This is a genomic window from Pandoraea fibrosis (assembly GCF_000807775.2).
GTDB classification, from domain to species: domain Bacteria; phylum Pseudomonadota; class Gammaproteobacteria; order Burkholderiales; family Burkholderiaceae; genus Pandoraea; species Pandoraea fibrosis.
Window position 1 is genome coordinate 4,743,379 of sequence record NZ_CP047385.1, and the last position, 22,278, is coordinate 4,765,656.

Consider the following 22,278-nt stretch of genomic DNA (forward strand, 5'->3'; position numbering starts at 1 on the left):
CGCCCCTTAGTCGAGAAGCATGACGTCGCCGCCAGCGGTCTTGCCCCAGCGTTGGAGCAGGCCGAACGCACGCAAGGCCGGCTCGTCGCTCGCGATGAATACGATGGCCGGCTGCGTGGTGCTCGTATTCTCGTATTCGGCCCACGTCCCGCCGGGTACGGCAAGCGTGTCGAACTGTTTCGTCACGAAGGTTTCGCCATCGAGCACGGCCCGCACTTCGCCTTCCATCGGCGAGACCAGCAGACTGGCCGTCTGCTTCATCGGCAACGTGCGCTCGCCGGGACGCAGCATCTGCATGAAGAACGTCATCGTCTTGTAGACCGGGCCCCCTCGCAGCGGATCGACATACTCGATACGCAATCCTTCGTATGCGTTCTCCGCCCACTCGCGATGCTTCTCCAGCAGCTCGCGCACGGCTTCGTAGCGATAGATGAACATCGGCGACGAGCCATTGGCGCCGCGCCGGTGGTCGACAAAGCGGGGCATCAGCCCGCCAGCGCCATAGGTGATCGCCGAGTAATCCGCAGGAAAGCGCGCGGATTGCTTGCGCATGACGGCACCGCCTTCGCTGTAGTCGTGATCGAACGAGAGTGCGTTGAGCGTTTCGACCAGCGGGTAATCGAGCACCGACAGGTTGATGGCCGGCTCATTGCCGACGTTGCCATGGTTATGCCAGGTGTCGCGCGGCGTGAGCACCATGTCGCCCGGCCCGAATACCACGTCCTCGCCCTCGACGCCGGTGAAGTTTTGCGATCCGGTCAACCCGAGCCGGATCGCACTCGCCGTGTGGCGATGCGGCGGCATGATCTCGTTCGGATCGTTGAGCCGGTAGGCCGTGTACATGGTGGTCACGGTCGCTCGTCTCGGCTTGAGCCCCGGATTGGTCAGGATCAACGAGCGGCGATCTGAGTCGGCGGTGGAAATCAAGCGCGCGGACTGCTGCAACAGCGGTTCAAGCACTTCCTGGTACCGCCAGACATAGGGCACTGCACGCTGGCCCTGCATCAGTTGCTTGATCTCGTCGTGTTCGACGTCCGAGCTTCTGGCCCAAAACGGGAACAGATGCGCGTTGCCAATCTCCTCATACATCTGCCGGGTTTCCTGTTCGCTGGAGCGAACGGTGGCGTCCTGCGTGGCTTGCATCATGCTGCGCTACCTCCGAGTGGGGTTTCACGAACCGCTGATGCAAACGATTAGATCAATACAAATTTTTTGTGTCAACCAAAAATGTATTTGGTCGTTTTGGTTGATATACTTTGGTTGAATTTTTGGTTGAACCAACCTCCAACCATGGGAGGCGAAAAAAACTCACCAGAACGTTGACTGCAAAGCTTGATGACGAATTAGCAAAGCATCCAGTGCGTTAGCCGATGGTTACAAATTCCGCTATCATGCTGCCTCGAAGATTTTTTTGGCATGCAACCAGATGCCTTGGTTGTGGCAAAGAGAAAAAGTGATGGTCGATTTGGTTGAGAGTTTGCGAAGTCGCCTCGCCAACGGCGACGCGCTGCCGGCAGAACGTCAGTTGGCAGACGAGCTGGGCGTGAAACGTCACCAGTTGCGTAATGCACTGAAGGTGCTGCGCGATGAAGGCGAGCTCGAATCTCCGCGCGGGCGAAGCGAGGGACAGTCCCGGCGCAACGGAGAAATATTGGCCGGGCACACGAATGTGCTGGAGGTGATCGAACTTCGGTTGGCGCTCGAGCCATTTCTGGCGCGTCTGGCGGCGGTCAGGGCCACACCGGTCGAAATTTCGCGCATCGAGCGCGCGGCCACGACATCGCCTGGCGCCGATCGGGGATCGACGGACCTCGCGTTTCACCGAGCGGTCGCCGCGGCGTCTGGCAATGCCCTGGCTGCCGACATCTATCAGATCATCCGGCGAGTCGGCTCCGACATTCGCCTACACGTGCAGCAACCGGTGCCGCATTGCCCGGACCGTATCCGGCAGCGTGACCGGGAGCATCAGGCGATAGCGCAAGCCATTCGGAATCGGGCTCCCGATCTGGCCGAAACGGCAATGCGCGAGCATTTGATCCGCGTGCGGGAGCAGATCATGGCGCGGATGGTGCCGGGGAGTCAGAGCAATTAGCGAGCCGTAGCGAACGGCTCGCCGCCGCCGGATCGGTCGGCCGCGCATCACGCCGCAGGGGCCAGTGCGATGCGGCCGTGCCGAAGACGAACGCTCGACGGCACGGCGAGGAAGCCCCCCTCTTTCAAGGGCAATCCCTTTGCTTACCAGGAAGGAATGACCGTCCCGTTGAACTTGGCGAGAATCAACTGCTTGATTCGGTCGGACTCGAAGATTTTGATGAAGCGGGCGATGCGCGGGTCGTCCTTGCGATCGGCCCGGGCTGCCCAGATGATGGCCCACTGCGAGGTCCTGTCTTCGAGCAACAGCGCGTCCTTGGGATTGAGGCCGGCCAATACGCCCTTATTCAGATTCACAACGCCGGCATCCACATCGACCAACACGCGCGGTACCTGGACTTCATCAAGCAGCACGATCTTCAGGTGCTTCGGATTCTCGGCAATGTCGGACAAGCCAACATTGATGCCCGAGCCGGGCTTGAGCTTGATCAGTCCAGCCTTCTGCAACAGAAACAAGGCGCGCGCTTCGTTAGCCGGATCATTCGTAATGGCGATCTTGGCGCCGTCGGGCAGACGATCGAGAGACTTCACTTTGACCGAGTAGATGCCGGCAGGAGCCACATAGCTGGGTTTGATCGACACGATCTTGTACCCGCGCGACTCGTTTTGTCTGAGCATGTACGGTACGTGCTGGAAATTGTTCAGATCGATGTCGCCGGCCTGCGTCGCCTCATTGATCTGCGTCGGCTCCGTGAATTCGATGACCTTCACGGGGAATCCTTCCGCATTGGCAATCTTGGCGGCCTCTTGCAGGAAGTCGCTGTAGGGACCGGGCGAAGCGCCCACACGCAGCGGTTTGTCGGCAGCAATAGCCGGCGCGACCGAAGCCAGAGAGACGGCGGCATATAACAAGCTTGTCTTGGCGAGGCGAAGCAGATTCACGATGGTCTTCCGAAGGTCGAAGTTGCGTTGAGTGGATGAGAAGTCTGTCGATGGAAATGGCGCTGGACGCGAAACGTTTCGCACGCCGTCATGCGCATGTCTCTTAGTCGGGTCAACCGCGGATAGGCGCCGGCAACCCCGGGACGGCTTATTCCGGCGCAAAACGCCGAGGGCGCAGTCCCGCCTGAAACCAGTTCACCAGCGAAACCGTGTCATAGACGGGCACGCCATAAGTGGCCTGAATATCGGCAGAAAACGGCGCCAGATTCGTGCACTCAAGGACGATTGCCGCCACGCTCCGGTGCTCGCTTACAAGACGGCCAGCCAACGCCAGCACCTCCCGGCGCAGCGTTGCATACGGCACCGTGTCGTCGCCCTCGCGAATGGAGCGCACGAACTCGGAGTCCTGTGGCATGCCCAATACCGGCGTGTCGGGATCGATGCCAACGGCTTCCAGATACCTGCCGTTCAGCGATTCGGCGTTGTAGGTGAGAATGCCGACCTGCTTATCGGAGGCGATCAAACGCTTGACGATCGGCACCTGAAGCAGCGCACTGGTCGCCACAGGAACGCCGCAATCGTCGGCCAACGCTTGCTGGTAGATGGAGAGGAAGCCGCAGGTGGTCGTGATGCCGTCGACACCCGCCTCCACCAACTCGCGCGCCGCCTTCTTGAACGGTTCCAGCAGGCTAATGTTGTGCAGTTCGGTCATCTTCGCAGGGACTGCCTCGTCCACGATGCGGTATTGCACCGGGAACGGCCAGGTGCCAGCGTGTCCGATGTCTCCCAGATAGCGCCGGAAATGCGTCTTCACCATCAGGATGCCGACGCTCGCGCCGTAGTAGGTTTTGGAGCGGATGGGGGCGTTCATCGTCATTTCCTATTGAGCGGCCGGGTCTTGCAGGTAACTGTCGATATCGACTTCCAGCAGGCTGTTGAAGATATTGGTGGCGACCATGGTGCCGCCGAAACCGATCAGGTTGACGATGGCGGTATCGTCGAACCGATCCTTCAGGCGAACCCACAGGCTGTCGTCTAATGACTTGGCCCGCTTGCCGCCGATGGTGCTGCCCAGTTCGGTGAGCAGTTGCTCCGTCTCGGTCGGTTCAAAGTCGCGTGCGTCGACGCCCTCGGCCTTGAGTGCCTGACGGAAAAAGGTGGAACACAGCAGGCAGTCCGAGCCGGAGGAGATCGCGAAGGCGTAGACATTGAAAGCCCGCTTACCCAGCAATTTGATCAGTTCGGCTTTGATCAGATACGACCCGTGATAGGCCTGATGGGCCGCAAGGGAATGCAGGATCGTGCCCTTCATGTTGGTGACGCGACCAACGCGCGCGATCTCTTCGTCGTAAGCCAGCTGGCGTTGAGCGTCGAGGGTCTCGCGTTCGACCCGTTTGATACGTGCCATGGAAATCCTTTCTTGAGAGGTAGTAAGTCCGGGGATCGCAGGATCGGAACCCTCAGGCGCGAAAGCGCTCGGGGCGGAAAGTCGCGAGTTCAGGTCGCGCGATCCGATGGAGGATTTCGTCAGCGACAGCCTCGCCAAGGAATGGCGCAAGGGTGACGCCACTGTGCGTAATGACGGAGTAAAAGCCTGGTACCTCCGGCGTTGGCCCCACAGCCGGGTACTGGTCGGCAGGCAGCGCTCGCACCCCCACGCGTAAAGCTTCGGCTTGCACGCCTGCGAGCAGCGGCAGGATCTTGCTGGCCGCATGAAGCAAGCGTTGCGCATCGGATAGATGCTGCGACGCGATGGCGTCGATAGGCAGGTCCAGATCGTTGTGACAGATCATCAGACGCCCGGCGCCATCGGGACGGATATGCACTTCGGGGGAAAAAATCACGCGTCTGATGCTGTGCGCCAACGGCGGCGTGAAGGCCATCAGTCCTGCCGAGGGCTTCAGGGGAATTGGCTGAACGTCAGCAAAGGCCGGCTGGCCGGCCCAGCGGCCAGTGCAATTGACGACCGTGTCGGCATCCAATGCTTCACCGGCTTCGGTACGCACGCCGACGACGCGCTCGCCTCGGCGAATCAATCCCGCCACCGGCGTGTGCGTCAGTAGGCGCGCGCCGCGTTCACAAGCCGCAGCCAGCAGCGCCTGACAATACACGGCCGGGTCGACCCAACCGTCATCGGGAAAATACGCTATCGGCGCATCGCCGATGGCACCGATGTCGATATCCGGTGCCAGCGCGCTTACCTCCGCGTGATCGAGCCATCGCACGCGATACCCCCAGTCTTGCAAGGTGGCGACCTTGGCGCGATAGGTTTGCGGGTTACCGCCCTCCCACGCCAACGTGCCACCGCTATGCCACCAGGGTGCAGATTCGAACTGATCTCGCAGGGTCGCATGCGCGCGCATGCCGGCAACGTTCAGGTCGTGGTACGCGCGTGGCGGTTTGTTGTGTGAATTTACCCAGGCAAACGAAGCACTGCTGGTGCCCCCGGCAATTCGACCGGCGTCGATCACGGTGACCGGAGCGCCGGCGCGAGCAAGGAAATACGCGACCGAAGCACCGATGATTCCGGCACCGACAACGATATACATGACGAATGCTTTCCGAGAGGCCGACAAGACTGCGTGGCGCTAACACGGATATCACGAGGAAATCCCGCCACACGAACAAGTCAGAAGCCTATCGCAGGGTGTTCTGCGCGCGAACCACCGTATTCGTATAAGCAAATTCAGGGGGTTGTGGAAAGGGAAGAAGGAACACAAAGAGCGGTCCGTTGCGAAAGATCTGCAACGGAATCCGCTCTCGACAAGCATCGACATGGAAACTCGGCAATCCGCCCTTACGACAACGTCTCTTCCAACTTTGACAGCGGCGGAACAGCACCTTCGTTGGCGAGCAATGCCCGCTTGCGCACATATCGCAACAGACTGGTCGCGCCGTATCGAGACCCGCCCATGCCCGATTGCTTGAATGCCGTCTTTTCGCCATCGAACATCATCACACGTGGCAATTCGGTGTCGTTGATGCTGACCCCACCAGCCTCCATCTTCAACGCAAAATTCCCTGCAACATGCGTATCGGGACCAAATACCGCACCGGACAACCCGAATTGACTATCGTTCATCAGGTGCGCAGCTTCGTCCTCCGACGCGAATTTCATCACCGGCACGACGGGGCCAAATGTTTCCTCCGTCATCAACGTCATCTCATGACTCACACCGACGACAATGGTCGGATCGATCCAGACGGCACCGTCCACTGTCTGACTCTTGCCGCCCGATACGATGCGGGCGCCTTTTGCCACGGCATCATCGAGTTGGGCATCGATGATCGCGCCTTGCCGCGAAAAAATCATCGGACCGTAATGGCCCCCATCCCCTGCTGCCAGACTACGTTTAAGCGTGCCGGCCTGTCGGACCATCTCATCGACCAGCCGATCATGCAGTGACTCGTGTGCGTAAACCCGTTCGATGGCGTAACACACCTGCCCCGAGTTGTAGAGCGCCGAGCGCAAGATGCTGGTAGCCGCGCGTTCGACATCGGCCCCTTCAAGCACGACGGCGGCATCTTTGCCACCAAGCTCCAGGAATGCCGGAATAAATGCTTCGGCCGCTGCGACGGCAATCTTTCGCCCGGTCGGGATGCTGCCCGTGAACACTACCGCGTCGGCATTGGCTACCAACGCCTGCCCGGTACTCGCGCCACCCTGAACGAGTTGGATGACGTCCTTCAGTCCCGGAACTGCTTCAATCGTTCTCCGAAGCGGTTCGACGAATCGTGGCGTGACTTCGCTCGGTTTGATAATGACGGCCGCACCGGCTACTAACGCTGGAATCGCGTCAATAAAAGAGAGCACCAACGGGAAGTTCCACGGGCTGATGACGCCAACGAGCGAATAGGGAACGTAAGTCACCTTGAAAACGACATCCGGATGCGAAGCGACCTTACGAAAAGGTGTCGCGAGCACCTCAGGCGCCGCTTCACAGAATCCGTGGATGAAGTGAATTACGGCGCCCAGTTCTTCCTCGGAGATGCGCGTACGAGCCGTATCGACCGACAGTGCCGCGACGACATCGGCCCCATGCGCCTTTAGCACATCGGCCCAGGCCATCAGAATTTGCGTGCGATATTCGAGGCCACGCTCGGCCCACTGCCGCTGCGCTGCGCGGGCGCGATCGGCCATGTCGCCGACGGCTTCAGCCGACGCGGCGTTAAGAGAATAGTCGTATTGTCCCGTTCGCGGATTGCGAACTTCCATTGCTGACATGATCGCCTCATTTAAGCAAATTTCAGAAGAAGCATGCTCGGCGCGAAGCTCTCGGCATCGGCACGGCAAACCTTCCTTTGATCGTAACAAGGCAATCCGTGGGCAAAAACAAGGGGAATAGCGAAGCGCCCGATTTCCTATTTCTAAATGCGTGAGTCAAATACTTTACGTCGCCGAAGTCGAAATGCTCACGCAAGACTCAGGCCGCAATGTCGTCGTCTCTTTCGTACCGACGAAGCTGATTTCCGAAGAGGCCCCGTTGTTAGCCGACGGGGCGCTCGGGAAGGCTGTCCTCATCCGGAATCTCTCGAGTGGGAGCCGCACTGTCCGAGCCATTGAGGCGGCGCGCGTCCTTGGGGGAGAAGCCGAAGAAGTCGCGAAATGAGGTAGTGAAACTCGTCTGATGCTGGTAACCGACCGCCAACGCCACCTGTCCGACCGGCAAGCGCTCCTGCACCAGCAACCTGAGGGCTTCGTGCATACGGCACCGTTGGCTGTATTCGAATATCGTCACCCCGTAAAGGAACTTGAAGCCACGCTTCAGTTTTGACGCGTTTGTCCCCACGGCGCGAGCCAGCTCGGGAATTGTCATCGTCTTTTGCAGATCCGCCACGATAAGCTCGCGTGCGCGTCCGATCAGGCGCAAATCGCGCGATGACAATATCTCACCTGACTGACTGACGTCGAGGCTGGCAATCCACATGCCGATACTCGCGCATAGTATTTCGGCGCACTTTGCTTCCACGTATATCAACTCGCGAGCGCCGTGGTAGGGACTCGCCAACAAATGCTCCACCACATGGAGCGCCTCCATGCTCAACCGCATTTGCGAGTGATAGATCTGGTCACTGGTGACCGAGGCAAGCTTCGCTCGAATGCCATCCGCCTCCTCTCCCAGCGAACGCAACACCTTGTCGAAGTATTTCCGCGACACGTACATACCAATCGCGCGCCAAACGCCCGCAGCGCAAGTGACCTGGTATCGTAAATCGGCACCCTGATAGCAAATCATCAGGTTGGGCGCGCTGACATGGACATGTCCCGTCTCGCTAAGATCGACCTCCGCCGGACCGGATACGAGATAGTGGAACTCGACAAACCCTTCCGGTGGAACCATTTCCGAGCGGGCGCGAGCGTAGTGGCAGTCCGACACCACAATAAATATCTCGTCTCGCACGCTGATCATCTTCCAGGTGCCCTCTTCGGACTCGCCCGGTACGTGTACGGTACGGCCATAAAGCCCCAATTCCGCCGCAACCACACAATCGGCGGCGGCCCGCACTCGATGAAACGCTTCCGTCAAGCGCGAACCCGTGCCGGCAAGCGCCGTGCGAAACAACCCGGAGCAGGGCGATGACGCAATGGCCTCGGGGGTGGAAACAGATATCTGTGCGTGAGTCATAAGTCCCTGCCAGTCCGTAAGGCGTTCATGGATTATAGAAGGCGACGTTGGCCGATCGATATTCTGGTTCCCCCCAAATTCGGTCAAATTCGAGTGCCGGAATCTCAAAAAAGTCGCGATCCCTAACTCTGCATACGCTTCGCCAATATCCCCTTCCCTGCCCTGCGATATATCTCTTTCGTGCCTCGAACCAGCGCAACGCAGTTCGGCATACCCATGTCTTCAGACACGTGGCTGCCAGCAGTACGACATTGAGCCAGCCACCGTTTCCCTAACGCTATTGAGGCTTTTGCATGAGACACTTCCTCGCCAAGCTGCACTCACGCGGCGAACTCCTGACTGTCGAACGTGAGGTGGAGCCGCGCTTCGAGGCCGCAGCCGTGGCGCGCCGCCTCCAAACCGTTAGCAACCGGCCGGTGCTCTTCAAACGGGTACGCGGCTCGGCGATGCCGGTGGTAATGAATCTATATAGCGATCATCAGCGCCTTCGCGAGATCATTCGGTGCGCCGACGACGAGACTTTCTGCGCTCGCCTCGACAAAGAAATCACGCTTGCCGCCACACTGGAGAAATCTGTCGAGTTCGTGACACAGCCCGACGACTGGGAGACGGGCAAGCTCTCCGACCTCCCGATTCTCACGTACCACGAACGCGACGGCGCGCCGTACATTACCTCCGGGCTATTCCTGGCCAAAGATCCGAACACCGGCATTCCCAATCTATCGTTTCACCGGTCGATGGTGATATCCGACACCGAACTGCGCATCAGACTCGGTAGCTCACACGACCTTGCCCGTTACCAGCACGCCGCCGAGGCACGCGGCGAGGCGTTGGAAGCCGCCATTCTGATCAGCGCGGCGCCAGAACTCTTTATGGCGGCATGCGTGTCGCTCCCCCCGGATGGCGACGAGATAGCGCTGGCGTCGGCCATGCGCGGCGGCCCCATCGCGATGCGACGTGGCCACACGGTCGCTCTCGACGTGCCGGTCGCAGCGGACATCGTGATAGAAGGCCGGATCTTGCCGAATGTGAGACGCCCAGAAGGCCCGTTCGGCGAATTCATGGGTTATTACGTCGACGTCGGCGACAACCACGTTTTTGAAGTCACGCATGTCGGCTGGCGAAAAAACGCGGTGTTCCACGGGTTGATCTGCGGCTCGAACGAAGATTTGAGGCCATTGGAGGCTGCCACCGCAGCAAGGATCTACAAGTCAGTCGCGTCGCAGGTCCGCGGTGTTCTCGATGTGTCATGCCAGCCCACGGTGATGAATACGGTCATCAAGATCGACAAACAATATGACGGCCACGCGCAACATGTCCTGCTGGCAGCGATGGGCGCACATCTTGACTACAGCAAGCTGTGTATCGTCGTCGACAGCGATATCGACATCTACAACCTCGATGAAGTGATATGGGCCTTTCTTACCCGAGGGCGGGCGGATACCCGCACGCTGGTGATTCCCGACGTACCCGGCTTCTATCGCGACCCGCATAAGGACCACTGGGGACGCCTTGCGATCGACGCAACGAAACCGTGGGGACGAGAATCCGAATTCGAACGTAAATCGATTCCCGGTACCACCACACTGGATCTGCTCGACTACTTGCCGCAATTGGCCGGCGAGGGGCTGACACAATGACGCGCCGAATCGTTGTCGCGATCACCGGTGCGACAGGCGCCGTCTATGGCGTGCGTCTACTCTCGGCATTGCGCGAGAGGGAGGTCGAATCCCACCTGGTGGTCTCGCGAGCCGGGTGGATGACGCTTCATGACGAGATGAATCTCGACAAAGCCGACATGAAAAATGCCGCGAGCTTCATGCACGACATCAACGACGTAGGCGCAACCCTCGCCAGTGGATCGTTCGTGCATGACGGCATGGCCATCGCGCCGTGCTCGATGAAAACGCTTGCGGCAGTCGCCCATGGATTCGATGACAACCTCATCACGCGCGCCGCCGACGTGACGCTAAAGGAGCGTCGCAAGCTCCTGATGCTCGCACGCGAAACGCCACTGACGCTGGCCCATCTGCAAAACATGACGATGGTCACGCAGATGGGAGGTGTAGTGATGCCCCCCTTGCCGGCGTTTTACGCGAAACCAAGGACGGTGGAGGATCTGGTCGGTTATACCGTCAACCGAATGTTGGACCAGTTTGGGCTCAACGCCGAAGACGCCTACCCTCGCTGGAACGGATTCGCCCGCTAAAAAAAGACCGCCCGGCTAGTTTGGAAACCGGGCGGCAGAACCTTCGGACTTCTCGCGAATGCGGTTTCCCGCGATACCACCATGTATCAAGGGGTCACGGGTCTGAGCTTGCGTGACGTGGATCCCTTGCGCTTGCGTGCTGCCATGGCCAGCAGGGTTGCCAATACGAAGACGGCCGTCACGAGCTTGAGATCCGATGGTTGGAAACCCAAGGTCAGCACGATGGAGATCAACTGAAAATACACGATCGATCCAATCACAGGGGCAATCACTTGACGCGTCATCGATCGATTCCCGATGAGCGCTTCACCGAGCAGCAGCGCCGCCAATCCGTTGACAAGCACCCCAAACCCCATATTCACATCGGCAAAACCCTGGTTTTGAGCGAGCACCGCACCTCCCATGGACGCGAACAGGTTCGCGAGCCCGAGACCGCACAAGGTGTACACCTTCACGTTGATGCCCTGCGCCTTCGCCATCGCCGCACTCGATCCAATGGCACGCATCGCCATGCCGTGCTGCGTTCCCAGAAACCAGATCACCAGCCCTGCAATCGCAACATCAATCGCGCCGAGCATGACAATCCGTGGCAGATAACCGCCGTCATCGCCGGGCAACGCGGAGAAGATACTCGCAAAGGTGAACAATGCCGCATTGGGTTGCCCCATCACACGAATATCAACGGAGTAGAGCATCGAGAGCACCAGAATCCCGCACAAGAGGGTATTGATCTTCACCTTCTCGTGAATGAATCCGGTGAGCAGGCCGGCTAAAAAGCCTGCCAATGCGCCGGCAAGTAGCGACGTGACCGGGTCGAGACCCAGCATGAGAAATTTCGCGCAAACACACGCCCCGAACGGGAATGACCCTTCTCCGGTCATGTCCGCGAAATTCAGTATCCGAAACGGAATCATGATGGCGATGGCAATCAGCGCATACGTAAGCCCCTGAAGAATGCCGACAGGAACCAGGTCGAGGAACCCCGAAATCAAATTCATCAGATATTCGCCGTTTGCGGCGCCTCATGCTCAGCGGTTTCGTGAAACGTTGCGATCAGCTTTTCCATCGTCATGCGGCGCTTCGCATCCCCCGTCAAATTGCCCACGACTTTCCCATCCGACATCATGATGAGTCGATTTCCATAGTCCAGCGCATGCTGCATGTTATGCGTGACCATTAGCGTCGTGAGTTGGTGTTCACGGACCACTTGCTCCGTCACCCGCATGACGATCTCCGCGGTGCGCGGATCGAGCGCGGCGGTGTGTTCGTCGAGCAGCAGCAATTGGGGGCGACGCAGCACGGCCATCAGGAGCGACAGTGCCTGACGTTGCCCCCCCGAGAGCAGCGACGCCTTCGCCTTCAATCGCTTTTCGAGCCCAAGATTGAACGAGGCAATGCGCGCCTCGAAGTCACTCATTTGCGCGCTGGTAAGCCCTCTGGCGAAAGTCCGGCGTTGTCCGCGCAGCGCAGCCACCGCCAGGTTTTCCTCGAGACTCAAGGCTGCCGCGGTACCGACGGACGGGTCCTGAAATACACGCGCGATGAATTCGGCTCGCCGGTGTGTGGGCAGCGATGTGACGTCACGTCCGTTGACATTGATGGTGCCGGTATCCGACTCGACCTCTCCGGCGAGCAGATTCAGAAACGTCGATTTACCGGCACCGTTGCCGCCAACGACCACGGCGAAGTCCCCCGCGTTGAGCTCCAGCGAAACATCGGTCAGCGCAATGCGCTCATCCACCGTGCCCGCATGAAACGTCTTGCTGACACCTGAGACCGACAGCATGGGCAATGCGTCCTGTTTCACGTTCTCTCCTGCCCGATTGCGTTTTAAATTCAATTGATAAAGCATTGGCAACTCTCGAAGGATGACGGAACCTGTAGCCCGAGTTTGGCAAACTCGCGACGGCTGATCGACGTGATGTAATCGCTTGATGCGGGCTTGGCCACCGGCAGCGAATTTGTCGCCTCTCCCTTCAGCGCACGTGCGGCAAGACGCGCCGCATTTGCGCCAACCGATTCGAGCGATACCGCAAACGAAGCGGTTGCCATGCCCTGTTTGATCGCCTCTGTCTCGGAGCTGATGATTGGCACGCGCAGGCGCGCCATCGATGCCGCAACGGTCGGAATCGCCGACTGGACCAGATTCGATCCGGTGAGATAGACGAATCCAACCCCCTTGAGCAATTGGGCTCGCTGTGCCAGATCGTTCACGGCATCGACGCTCACCGCCTTGAACGTGAGTCCTGCGCGCTTGGCCGCGGCGTCAAGCGCCTGGTTCGTCACGACATCGTTAGCCTCGCCCGGGCTATATAACGCACCAAATGACGTCAATCCGGGAAACAGGCGCTTCGCAAAAGCCAGCATGGCGTCGAAATCCTGCAAATCCGACGCACCGGTGAAGCGATCGCTACCATGCGTCCAGCTCGGTACAAGACCTGCGGCGACAGGGTCGGTCACTTCCGCGAAGATCAACGGGATTCGTGGGTCTGGAACGGCAGAGCGAGCCACCTGCGAGACCGACGTTGTCAACGTCAGAATCAAGGCCGGCTTCTTCGTCAAAATCTGGGCGAACATCTGCGGCATCAACGCTTGCGTAAAGTTCGCGTCGCTGTACACGTAACTGACGTTCTTCCCCTCGACATAGCCCGCCTTCGCCATTTCGTCCTTGAAGCCGGCGATCGTTCGTGTGAGTGACGGATGCGGTCCCAGGTTGGCAATGCCGATGACCGTCGGCGCGATGGCCGCTTGTGACGCCGCCTCCCCGGACAGGCCAATGCCCAAGGCAGCGCCCATCGCAAGGGAAAGTAGCGTCCGTCGGGATATTGCTCTCATGCGTGACATCTCCATTGCGGCGCGTTGGGTTCGGTGATCTCGCGTGCGCGCTTCATGAATTAGGGGGAATCTGCGTTCGTCTCGGCCGATTCAGCGCAGACATCTGACCGTCTTTTTAGCACCTAACATGGCAGCGAACATATTGAGGTCGACGTCTGTGCCGAAAACCTAAGTTTTGTGGCGTGTCACCCAATCTTTTCCCGCAAAAGCTGTCGCCATACGCTAATCGACAAACCGCGCCAGCCTCATTGACCGGTAATTTGGCCCGCGACGCGAACGCCGCTTGCGCAAGCGCCGCCCAGCAAGGCTTGGGAAACCCAATCCCCGCAGTAACGGATACGCGACGTCCCCGTATCCTGCCAATCGAGGAAGCGACGAAGCACGCTCCCGTAGCCTGGATAGAAGATGGGAATCTTGTGCGGAATCCACTGATTCACTGTCGATAGGCGCCGTCGATCGAAATCGGGAATGCGCGCCCTGACTTCATCGACGACCCACTCATCAAGGCGATCCGTCGCGCATTGCGCCTGCACTTCCCGGATGGCCTCCGGCGTCAGTTGGCAGTAGACCTGGGCGTTCGGGCGGCCCTGTTGAGGGGCGGCATCGAGTTGCTGATACGTTGCGATGCGGGTGGGAGAGTCACGCATGGCAAATTCGATGCCGGGTTCAAGCGAGCCGGAGACGGCGAAATGGGCAACGCCCAACGCGTTATAGCGAATCGCCGCAAGCATCTCGCTCTCCTGTCTTGAAGGCTTGACCAGTAACGGCGCGATTCTCGCCCCTTCGGTTGCGATCACCACGTAATCGGCAAACAGTTCACGACCGTCGGCCAGCGTTACGGCACATTGATCGGCATGTTGCTCGACAGCCGTCACCGCGACGCCTGTCTCGACCGGCAACCTGTTGGCCAGCGCCGCGCACAGTTGCCCCATGCCCCCGGCCAAGGTGAAGACGGTGTCCTCGCCCACCAAATGAGGCATCGTGCTTTGATAGAACAACGCAGAAATAGCATCGGCATCGAAGCTGCGTGTGCCTCGGAACACCGGCTCGATCATCCGCTTGAGAACACCATCGCCGATGCCTTTCCGTATGCATTCGGCCAGCGTGACGTGATCCCAATCCAGTGCGGATACAGCCCAATCCGGGTCAACCCGGCGTTTGCGTGCGCGCAAGGCGACTGCCGCAAGAATCAGACGGCATCGCTCAACCAGCGACAAGCCAGGCGTCAACAGCGCTTTCGACGACGGCATAAGCTCGATGGAGTACGGTCCGTCAGGGCTATCGCAAAGCGCGCTAAGGCCCTTTAGCGGCACGAGTAAAGACCGAATGCCCACTGCCTCGATGATTCGGTGAAGGTCGCGGCTAAAGGGATAGATCAGCCTTGCGCCGCTGTTGTACGCAATGCCATTCTCGAATCGATCCCCCATGCGCCCTCCGACCACGGGAGCCGCTTCGATGACGCGTACAGAAACCCCGGCGGCCTGCAATTCCCAAGCCGCGCTCAAGCCGGCAATGCCGGCGCCGATAACGATAGTGGAAGTCACGATTGAACAGGCTTGGTCAAGGTATCGGGAAGCACGAGTTCGATCAGGGAAACGCCGTCGTGGGACAGCGCGGCATCGAGTGCAGGCGCAAACTCATCCGTCGCCGTTACGCGCCATGCCATCGCGCCGAACGACGTAGCATAGGCAACGAAATCGACGCTCCCCAGACGCGTGCCGACCTCTCGGCCGAACATCCGTTGTTGTGATGCGCGAATCGCGCCATAGGCGCGATTGTTTGCCACCAGCACAAGCAAGCGCAGCCCTAATCTCACGGCGGACTCCAGTTCTTCCCCATGCATAAGAAAACACCCGTCTCCGGCTATGGCAACGGGCCTGTCACAGCTCCCCTGCAAGGCCGCGCCAATCGCGGCAGCCAACCCATATCCCATCGCTCCGCTCTTGGGGCCGAGTTGCGTGTTGGGCAGCCGATGCGGGAAATAGCGTTGCGGCCACATGGCATAGGCACCCGCGCCGGACGTCACGACCGTTTCGTCCGGTAGCCTCTCGCGAAGGTGGGCGTAGACGGCGCGCAGATCGACCGGCCCCGGGCACTCGCCCGTCGCCACGAACTGCGCTCGCTCCCGACGGGTGGATGCCACCCAGGTGGATCGTGCAATTTCCGTCGCGCTAGGCGTGTCAGTGCAGGAAGCATCGCGCCCTCGCCGTTCGTCGGCGATGAGAACGAGTGCCGCGAGTACTGCCTCAGGTCGGGCACATATCGCAAGATCCGCCTGGTAGGCGTTGTTGAGTTCCCCCTCACCAGGATGGACGTGAATCAGCTTGCAAGCCGGCTTCGGAGGCCGCAGCAGTGAAAACCCCTTGAAGACGTTGGCACCGAACGTATTGAGTTCGCCCATTCGCGCGCCGAGAACCAGCACGAGATCCGCCGCTTCGAAACGACGCGCAAGCGGTGCAGCGATGCCAATGCCAACCTCTCCACCGAAATGGGAATGCCCGTTGTCCATCAGATCACGACGACGGTACGAAGTGACAACCGGAACTTGATATCGCTCTGCCACCTTGACCAAATCCCCGATCCCCTGGGATGTCCAGCCTGTCCCGCCAACCCACACGATCGGGCGCTCCGAGCGGCTGAGTGCTTCGGCAATGGCATGCGCGTCGGCCATGTCAACGGAGGCTACGGCACGTCGTGGCGCACAAAGCGAAGGGGCGACCTTTTGTTGCAGCGACACATCCTCGGGCAGGACCAGCACGACGGGCCCGGGTTTTCCGCTGATGGCGGTATGCCAGGCCCTGCTGAGGAACTCGGGAATGCGAGCCGCATCCGGAATCTGAGCGACCCACTTGGCGAGCGGACCGAACGCTGCGTGAAATTCATTGCCCAAAAACGCTTCGCGCTCTGCGGTCTCGGTAGGCGCCTGACCGATGATCAAAATCATCGGTGCGCTATCGGTATCGGCGGTATGCAGCGCGAGGCAGGTATTCAATGCCCCCGGCGCACGCGCCGCCAGACAGATCCCGGGCGTGCCACTGAGCTGCCCAATTGCCTGAGCGGCAAAAGCCATGCCCGCTTCGTGCCGAAAACTCGCCAGCCGTATTTGCGGCGCACGAGAGGCCAATGCATCGAGGATTTCCAGGATGCCCTCCCCCGGTACGTGCGTGACCACGCGCACGCCGAATTCGGCCAGCGTATCGGCAAGGATGTCAGCACCCGAGCGCGGGTTCGTCATATGGCGGCTCTCCAAGTATTGGTGGTGTGCGGCGCTACCAGTGCCGCACTTCCGAGTCTGTCAGAAGCGATGAAAAACGCCTGCGGTGACTGCAACTTGCCGGGTCGTCGTGGAAGCTCCTCCACTCGACGCATATTCGATATTGGCATGCTTGGCGTCGCCAGCGGCCAGTTGGAATATGCCGACGAGGAACAAGGCTGTTCGCTTCGAAAGAAAGTAGTTGTCGATGAGGCTGAACTGATGATATTGGGGCGTGAAGCCGGTCGTGGATATTTTTCCTCGGGTGTACGTGTAAGCGAAGTTGATCTGATTGGCGAGCGTCAGGAAATGACTGACGTTGGCCTCGATGTTGTCAAAGTCGGCTCGCGCGCCCCCCAGCCCCAATTGGGTCACGCCCAGATTCTCATATCGGCTGTGCGACCAGATCAGGGCGGCATTCGTCGAATTGCTGAACGCGTAAGATCCCCCTGCGCCCCAGATCTCCATGCTCGTCGGGGATACGCTGTAAGAGAACGTGGGGGACTGAGCGGAAATCGACGGGAACAGGGCCGTATTCCAAATCCCTTCGCTCGCCGCTATCGACGGCCGGTTCAAGCGCATGTACGCCGCGGACACGGAAACCGGGCCGCCAAGGTAGTTCGCGCCAAAACTCACCCCGCTCTGGTTATTGAAACTCCCGGCTTGCCCGCCGAAACTGTACATTGCGCCCAATTGAACGCCGGCCCAGCGCGGCGATACGTACTTGAGCGTGTTGTTTGCGCGGAACTGATAGTTGAAATTGTCGTTATCGCCCACGTGCGCGGTGTAGCCGTTCCAACGCACCGGGGCCGAGTACTGAGCCAGCCAGTCCTGCGTCAGGTCATATTGACGCCCCGTCGTGAGGGTGCCCCATCGTTCATTTTGCAAACCCACGAACGCCTGCCGTCCGAACTCACGTCCCCCTTGCGCCGACGTGCCGGTATTCGGATTGAAACCACCTTCGAGCGTGAAGATCGCCTTGGTTCCCCCCCCCAGATCCTCCGCCCCTTTGAATCCCCAGCGGCTCGGGCCGTTAGCCGGGCCAACGGATTTCCCGCCCAGCGAATTGTTGGCGTAGATGACACCGCCCATCAGCACACCGTATAACGTGACGCTACTCTGCTGCGCCTGGACGGGCGAACAAAGGACAAATGGCAACATCAACGGCACCAGGGTACAAAGGCTTTTTTTCATGGTCGATCCCGTGATTGACGAAAGTGAGAGACGGTTGACGTGTGTGTGCATCGTCGAATGCAGCGTAAGAAAACGCCCTCACCAGACCAACGTCGCCAAAATAAGAAGAACCGAAATCACTTAACCTTGATCTGTTTTCCGACACAACGACGCCTCCCCTGCGTCGAACCCGTAGTCGCTTGCCGCGCGGCCCTCACTGATATAGCCGAGCCGCAGGTCAGCCTCGACGCTTTCCCGCCTGCGTTCGGTAGCCGGTCCGATCCCGGCCCCGCCGGGGAGATCCAGACACAGGCGACGACCTCGCGGTACGGTTTGCAGCCCCATTCCCGCCATGAGAGTCCCGTCGTCGAGCGCCACTCGCCCGGACAGTCCGTCGAGCGCGCCATCGCGCCCGCGCGCCGGATGCCTCACGCGATCGAACATCCCGAAGAATTGGAAAGGTGCGCCGTCCACTGTGCCGATTTCGAGGCTCTGCCCTAGACCGCCGCGCCAGCGACCTGCTCCGCCGCTATCGCATCGCAGCTCTTTACGCCAGATCACAACCGGATAGTTCGACTCCACGATCTCTGCGGCAATCGACTTCACACCGCTTGGAAAGGCGGTGCCAGACATGCCGTCTTCGCCGACACGCGCGCCAGCACCGCCGCTGTTGAAGAAGAGCGTCTCGAAGCTCTGTCCCGCTCGTTCTGCGTCTTCCCCGGCAGCCATGGCGGCAACGGCGCCCCCGCGCAATTGCGCCCCCCAGATGCAAGACGCCCCCTCTGCGGGGACTTCCTCCGGAAGAATGGCCGCCAGGGCGCCAAAGACCACGTCGGGGAGAAATTGTCCGATGATGTGGCGCGCACACACCGGCCACGGCCGTTCGACATTGAGGATCGAGCCCACCGGTGCCGTGATGTCGATCGGCTCCAGTGAGCCCGCGTTATTGGGCACCTCCGGTGCAATAGCGGCCCGTACCCCGAATGCTGTGTAGGCACGGGTGTAGTTGAGTACCACGTTGATCCCGCGATGACTCGCAGCCGACGACCCCGCGAAATCGACACGAATGCGTCCTCCAACGACTTCTAGTTCCGCCACCAGATCGACCGGCGTATCGAAGCCGTCGATTCGCATGGCATAGCGATACCGGCCCCGAGGTAATCGTGCGATCGCGCGCTGCATCGCGGCGCTTGATCGGTCGATGATGTCGTTCGCGATGGCGTCGAGCCCGAACTCACCGAATTCGTCCAGCATGGCGATGAGTCGCCGTGCACTGGCCTCGTTCGCACCGATGTAAGACAGAATGTCGCCAATCACCTCGTCTGGCTGGCGCACGTTGGCGCGAATGATATCCAGCAGATCCTGATTCACCTCTCCGGCACGGGCCAGCGGCAAACGCGGAATACAAAGCCCTTCCTCGAACACCGAGCGGCCGTCGGGGCCTTGCCCCAACCCGCCGATGTCGACCTGATGACAGGTGCAAGCCAATAGCGCAATCACCGAGTCATTGCGAAACACCGGCGAAACCACCGTCACATCATGCAGATGACCGGAGGCAAGCCACGGATCGTTCGTGATGAAGTGATCGCCGGGACGCATGGTCTCGATCGGAAACGCATCCAGAAAGTGGCCGACCGCAGCGGCCATCGAATTGACGTGGCCCGGCGTTCCTGTGACGGCCTGCGCCACCAGTCGGGCACGCGTATCGAAGACGCCCGCCGACAAATCACCGGCTTCTCGGACAGTTGGACTGAAGGCCGTGCGCATGAGCAGCCGTGCCTGCTCCTCCACCACCGAAATCAGACGAGTCCAGATAATTTGCAGGCGAATCGCTTGGTTGGAGGACGGATCGTCAGGCAGCACGTCACTCACGGGATCCTTTGCATTCATCATTGATATGCTTCCTGTGACACTTGAAATTCGGTCGAGGAACGCTGCCGTTCGAGCACGAGGTGTCCCGATGGCACGCAGCGAGCAGTGAATTCCGGTGGTACGACGATCGTTGTCTCGTCGTCGACAATCACCGCTGGCCCCAGAATCACAGCACCGTCCAAGAGTGTGTGGCGACGATGGAACGCCGCGTCGACACGCGTCTGGGACGATTGATCCAACACCGATCGCACATCGGCGGGCAAGGGCGCCGTTGCCGCCAGCCTTCGAGCGTCCGGAGCCGTGAGCGGGCGCACCTCATTCGTGGCATTCGTGGCATTCGTGGGTATGGGCGGTGTATGCGATACCCGCACGCTCCAACTGAGTATCTCGACATCCGCATGCGGGATCAGGCGACCGAATCGCTGCTGGTATTGATGTTCGAAGTCGGCTCGCAGCACGACGACGCTCGTTTGATCGATCCTCAACGCGCGAATCGGAACCTGTATTTCATGGCCCTGGCCGCGATACCGCATATACGCAAACGCTTGTGTTGCCGTCTCGGCGGCCAGCGCCGGACTGGCATGACCGATGACGCCAGCGGCTTCGTTCCGAAGTTCCTGAAGCAACTCATTGACCTGCAAGGCATCCAGTTCGCTCAGCGTTTGATAGAGACTTCGCGCCGCCTCGAAAGACACGGGGGCCACGAGGAACCCGTAAGCAGAGCCCACCCCCGCCGCGACCGGCACCACGACTCTGTCGATCCCCAACTTCTCCGCTAACCGCGCAGCATGGAGTGGCGCGGACCCGCCGAAGGCGATCAACGTTCTTCCTGCCAACGTTTTTCCAAGCTCAATCGCATGCTCGCGTGCGGCGCCCGCCATCGCCTCGTCTGCGACCTCTGCAACCGCGTAGGCCGCAGTGTCCCGACCGACACCCAACGGCGAGGCGATGGTCCGGTCCAACGCGTCAAGCGCAGCATCCGTATCGAGCGCCAGAGACCCCGCAGCGAAATACTCGGGGTCCAGACGTCCGGCCACCAGATGCGTGTCGGTCAATGTCGCGTGCGCGCCCCCCAGGCCATAACATGCGGGGCCCGGTTGTGACCCCGCACTGGTCGGGCCGACCTTCACGCGGCCGAGCCTATCGATGCCGGCAATGGACCCGCCGCCCGCACCGATCTCGCACAGCTCGACAACGGGGATCCGAAGCGGAATTCCGCTACCGGGTTTGAAGCGATAGAGGCGTGCGACTTCGAGCGCGCGCGACATTTGCGGGCTCCCGTCATCGATGAAACACAACTTTGCCGTGGTGCCCCCGATATCCAGTGAAAGCACGCGATCGAGGCCAAGCGTCCGGCTGACGTGAGACGCCAGCAGCGCCCCTCCGGCGGGGCCCGACTCGAGTAGCCGGACCGGGTAGCGGCGTGCCGTCTCGACATCGCACAACCCGCCGTCGGAGGTCATCAACAATAGGGGAACATCGATGCCCATCGATTTGAGTGCTGCCGACAAGCGCTGCAAATAGGAGGCCATCAGCGGCAGGACATAAGCATTGACACAGGTGGTCGAGAAGCGCTCGAACTCGCGAATCTCCGGAGACACGTCTGACGACAGGCTGAAGGACAACTCGGGCAGTCGCCTCATCAGACGTTCGGCCGTTCGTTTTTCATGGTCTGCGTTCGCGTAACTGTGCAGGAACGCGATTGCGACGCTACGCACGTCTTGCGCGGCAAGCACATCAGCGACGCGATCGACACTTGCCTCGTCAAGCGGGAGCAGCACCTGCCCCTTTGCTCCCATACGCTCGACAACCGTCAATCTGAGATCGCGGGGCACAAGCGGTTCCGGCTTCCTGACCCGAAGGTCATATTGATCGGCGCGCGCCTCGCACCCGGTTTCGATGACGTCGCGAAACCCTGAGGTTGTCACCAGCGCCGTCCTGGCGCCGCGCCGTTCGATTACGGCGTTGGTCGCCAGCGTCGTGCCGTGCAACACGGCTCCAAGCGAGCTCGCCGGCGTGTCGGTAAGCTGCAGAAGGTGGGCGATACCCGCGATGACCGCCTGCTCCGGCGCCTGCGGTGTCGACAGGCATTTGTAGGTGTGCCGTTCGTCGCCAAGCTCAAGCACGAAGTCGGTGAAGGTGCCGCCTATGTCGATACCGATGCGAGGGGGTAGGGAGGCGCGAAGAGAAGACATGGTCGCTCCGTAACAGGCAAAAGGGCGCCGCACATGGCGACGATCAGCCAACAAGTTACGGAACTCGACAGCGGTTTGCGT

At 60.2% G+C, this 22,278-nt stretch carries 18 protein-coding genes; 3 read left to right on the top strand and 15 right to left on the bottom strand.

Features of this window, described 5'->3' with window-relative positions; translation table 11 throughout:
• Positions 1-6 precede the first annotated feature (6 nt).
• Positions 7-1,146 (bottom strand): cupin domain-containing protein, encoded by a 1,140-nt coding sequence (locus PI93_RS20905; protein WP_144400243.1) that lies wholly within the window; start codon positions 1,144-1,146, stop codon positions 7-9.
• Between the two features lie 310 nt (positions 1,147-1,456).
• On the opposite strand from PI93_RS20905, the gene PI93_RS20910 reads away from it, so the two are divergent.
• Positions 1,457-2,092 carry a FadR/GntR family transcriptional regulator gene (locus PI93_RS20910; protein ID WP_052240304.1) on the top strand — a complete coding sequence of 212 codons (636 nt, stop codon included), beginning with the start codon at positions 1,457-1,459 and terminating at the stop codon, positions 2,090-2,092.
• 143 nt (positions 2,093-2,235) lie between these two features.
• On the opposite strand, the gene PI93_RS20915 is transcribed toward PI93_RS20910, so the two are convergent.
• The 6 genes from PI93_RS20915 to PI93_RS20940 all read right to left on the bottom strand — a co-directional run bounded on the left by PI93_RS20915 (position 2,236) and on the right by PI93_RS20940 (position 8,561).
• Entirely contained in the window at positions 2,236-3,033 is a 798-nt protein-coding gene (locus PI93_RS20915; RefSeq protein ID WP_224786096.1) for a MetQ/NlpA family ABC transporter substrate-binding protein, read from the bottom strand.
• 148 nt (positions 3,034-3,181) lie between these two features.
• Positions 3,182-3,904: an aspartate/glutamate racemase family protein gene (locus PI93_RS20920; protein WP_039365182.1), complete on the bottom strand. Its 723-nt coding sequence runs from the start codon at positions 3,902-3,904 to the stop codon at positions 3,182-3,184.
• 9 nt (positions 3,905-3,913) lie between these two features.
• On the bottom strand, positions 3,914-4,441 hold the full coding sequence (locus PI93_RS20925; protein ID WP_052240303.1) for a carboxymuconolactone decarboxylase family protein: 528 nt from the start codon (positions 4,439-4,441) through the stop codon (positions 3,914-3,916).
• Between the two features lie 52 nt (positions 4,442-4,493).
• Entirely contained in the window at positions 4,494-5,582 is a 1,089-nt protein-coding gene (locus tag PI93_RS20930; RefSeq protein ID WP_052240302.1) for an NAD(P)/FAD-dependent oxidoreductase, read from the bottom strand.
• A 248-nt stretch (positions 5,583-5,830) separates the two neighbouring features.
• Complete coding sequence (locus tag PI93_RS20935) at positions 5,831-7,249, bottom strand: aldehyde dehydrogenase family protein (RefSeq protein ID WP_236105766.1); 1,419 nt, start codon at positions 7,247-7,249, stop codon at positions 5,831-5,833.
• A 271-nt stretch (positions 7,250-7,520) separates the two neighbouring features.
• Positions 7,521-8,561, bottom strand: a complete 1,041-nt coding sequence (locus PI93_RS20940; protein ID WP_224786092.1) for a helix-turn-helix transcriptional regulator — start codon at positions 8,559-8,561, stop codon at positions 7,521-7,523.
• Between the two features lie 392 nt (positions 8,562-8,953).
• Between PI93_RS20940 and PI93_RS20945 the strand changes: the two genes are divergently transcribed.
• Positions 8,954-10,300 carry a UbiD family decarboxylase gene (locus PI93_RS20945; RefSeq protein WP_039365178.1) on the top strand — a complete coding sequence of 449 codons (1,347 nt, stop codon included), beginning with the start codon at positions 8,954-8,956 and terminating at the stop codon, positions 10,298-10,300.
• The gene (locus PI93_RS20950; protein WP_052240300.1) at positions 10,297-10,869 is read left to right on the top strand and encodes a UbiX family flavin prenyltransferase; all 573 of its coding nucleotides are present in this window, start codon (positions 10,297-10,299) and stop codon (positions 10,867-10,869) included. Before PI93_RS20945 ends, PI93_RS20950 begins: the two co-directional genes overlap by 4 nt.
• 86 nt (positions 10,870-10,955) lie before the next feature.
• Here the strand turns inward: PI93_RS20950 and PI93_RS20955 are convergent, their stop codons facing one another.
• From PI93_RS20955 to PI93_RS20990, 8 genes are all read right to left on the bottom strand, one after another.
• Positions 10,956-11,867 carry an ABC transporter permease gene (locus PI93_RS20955; protein ID WP_039365176.1) on the bottom strand — a complete coding sequence of 304 codons (912 nt, stop codon included), beginning with the start codon at positions 11,865-11,867 and terminating at the stop codon, positions 10,956-10,958.
• Positions 11,867-12,655, bottom strand: a complete 789-nt coding sequence (locus tag PI93_RS20960) for an ABC transporter ATP-binding protein (protein ID WP_039365174.1) — start codon at positions 12,653-12,655, stop codon at positions 11,867-11,869. Before PI93_RS20960 ends, PI93_RS20955 begins: the two co-directional genes overlap by 1 nt.
• A 50-nt stretch (positions 12,656-12,705) precedes the next feature.
• Positions 12,706-13,704 carry an ABC transporter substrate-binding protein gene (locus PI93_RS20965; protein WP_039365172.1) on the bottom strand — a complete coding sequence of 333 codons (999 nt, stop codon included), beginning with the start codon at positions 13,702-13,704 and terminating at the stop codon, positions 12,706-12,708.
• Between the two features lie 245 nt (positions 13,705-13,949).
• The gene (locus PI93_RS20970; protein ID WP_158453265.1) at positions 13,950-15,248 is read right to left on the bottom strand and encodes a protoporphyrinogen/coproporphyrinogen oxidase; all 1,299 of its coding nucleotides are present in this window, start codon (positions 15,246-15,248) and stop codon (positions 13,950-13,952) included.
• Entirely contained in the window at positions 15,245-16,939 is a 1,695-nt protein-coding gene (locus PI93_RS20975) for a thiamine pyrophosphate-dependent enzyme (protein WP_039365170.1), read from the bottom strand. The genes PI93_RS20970 and PI93_RS20975 overlap by 4 nt, the downstream gene beginning before the upstream one ends.
• Before the next feature lie 60 nt (positions 16,940-16,999).
• Positions 17,000-18,151, bottom strand: a complete 1,152-nt coding sequence (locus tag PI93_RS20980) for a porin (protein WP_039365292.1) — start codon at positions 18,149-18,151, stop codon at positions 17,000-17,002.
• 120 nt (positions 18,152-18,271) lie between these two features.
• Positions 18,272-20,023, bottom strand: a complete 1,752-nt coding sequence (locus tag PI93_RS20985) for a hydantoinase B/oxoprolinase family protein (protein WP_328803336.1) — start codon at positions 20,021-20,023, stop codon at positions 18,272-18,274.
• Positions 20,020-22,197: a hydantoinase/oxoprolinase family protein gene (locus PI93_RS20990; RefSeq protein ID WP_052240297.1), complete on the bottom strand. Its 2,178-nt coding sequence runs from the start codon at positions 22,195-22,197 to the stop codon at positions 20,020-20,022. The genes PI93_RS20985 and PI93_RS20990 overlap by 4 nt, the downstream gene beginning before the upstream one ends.
• Between the last annotated feature and the right edge of the window lie 81 nt (positions 22,198-22,278).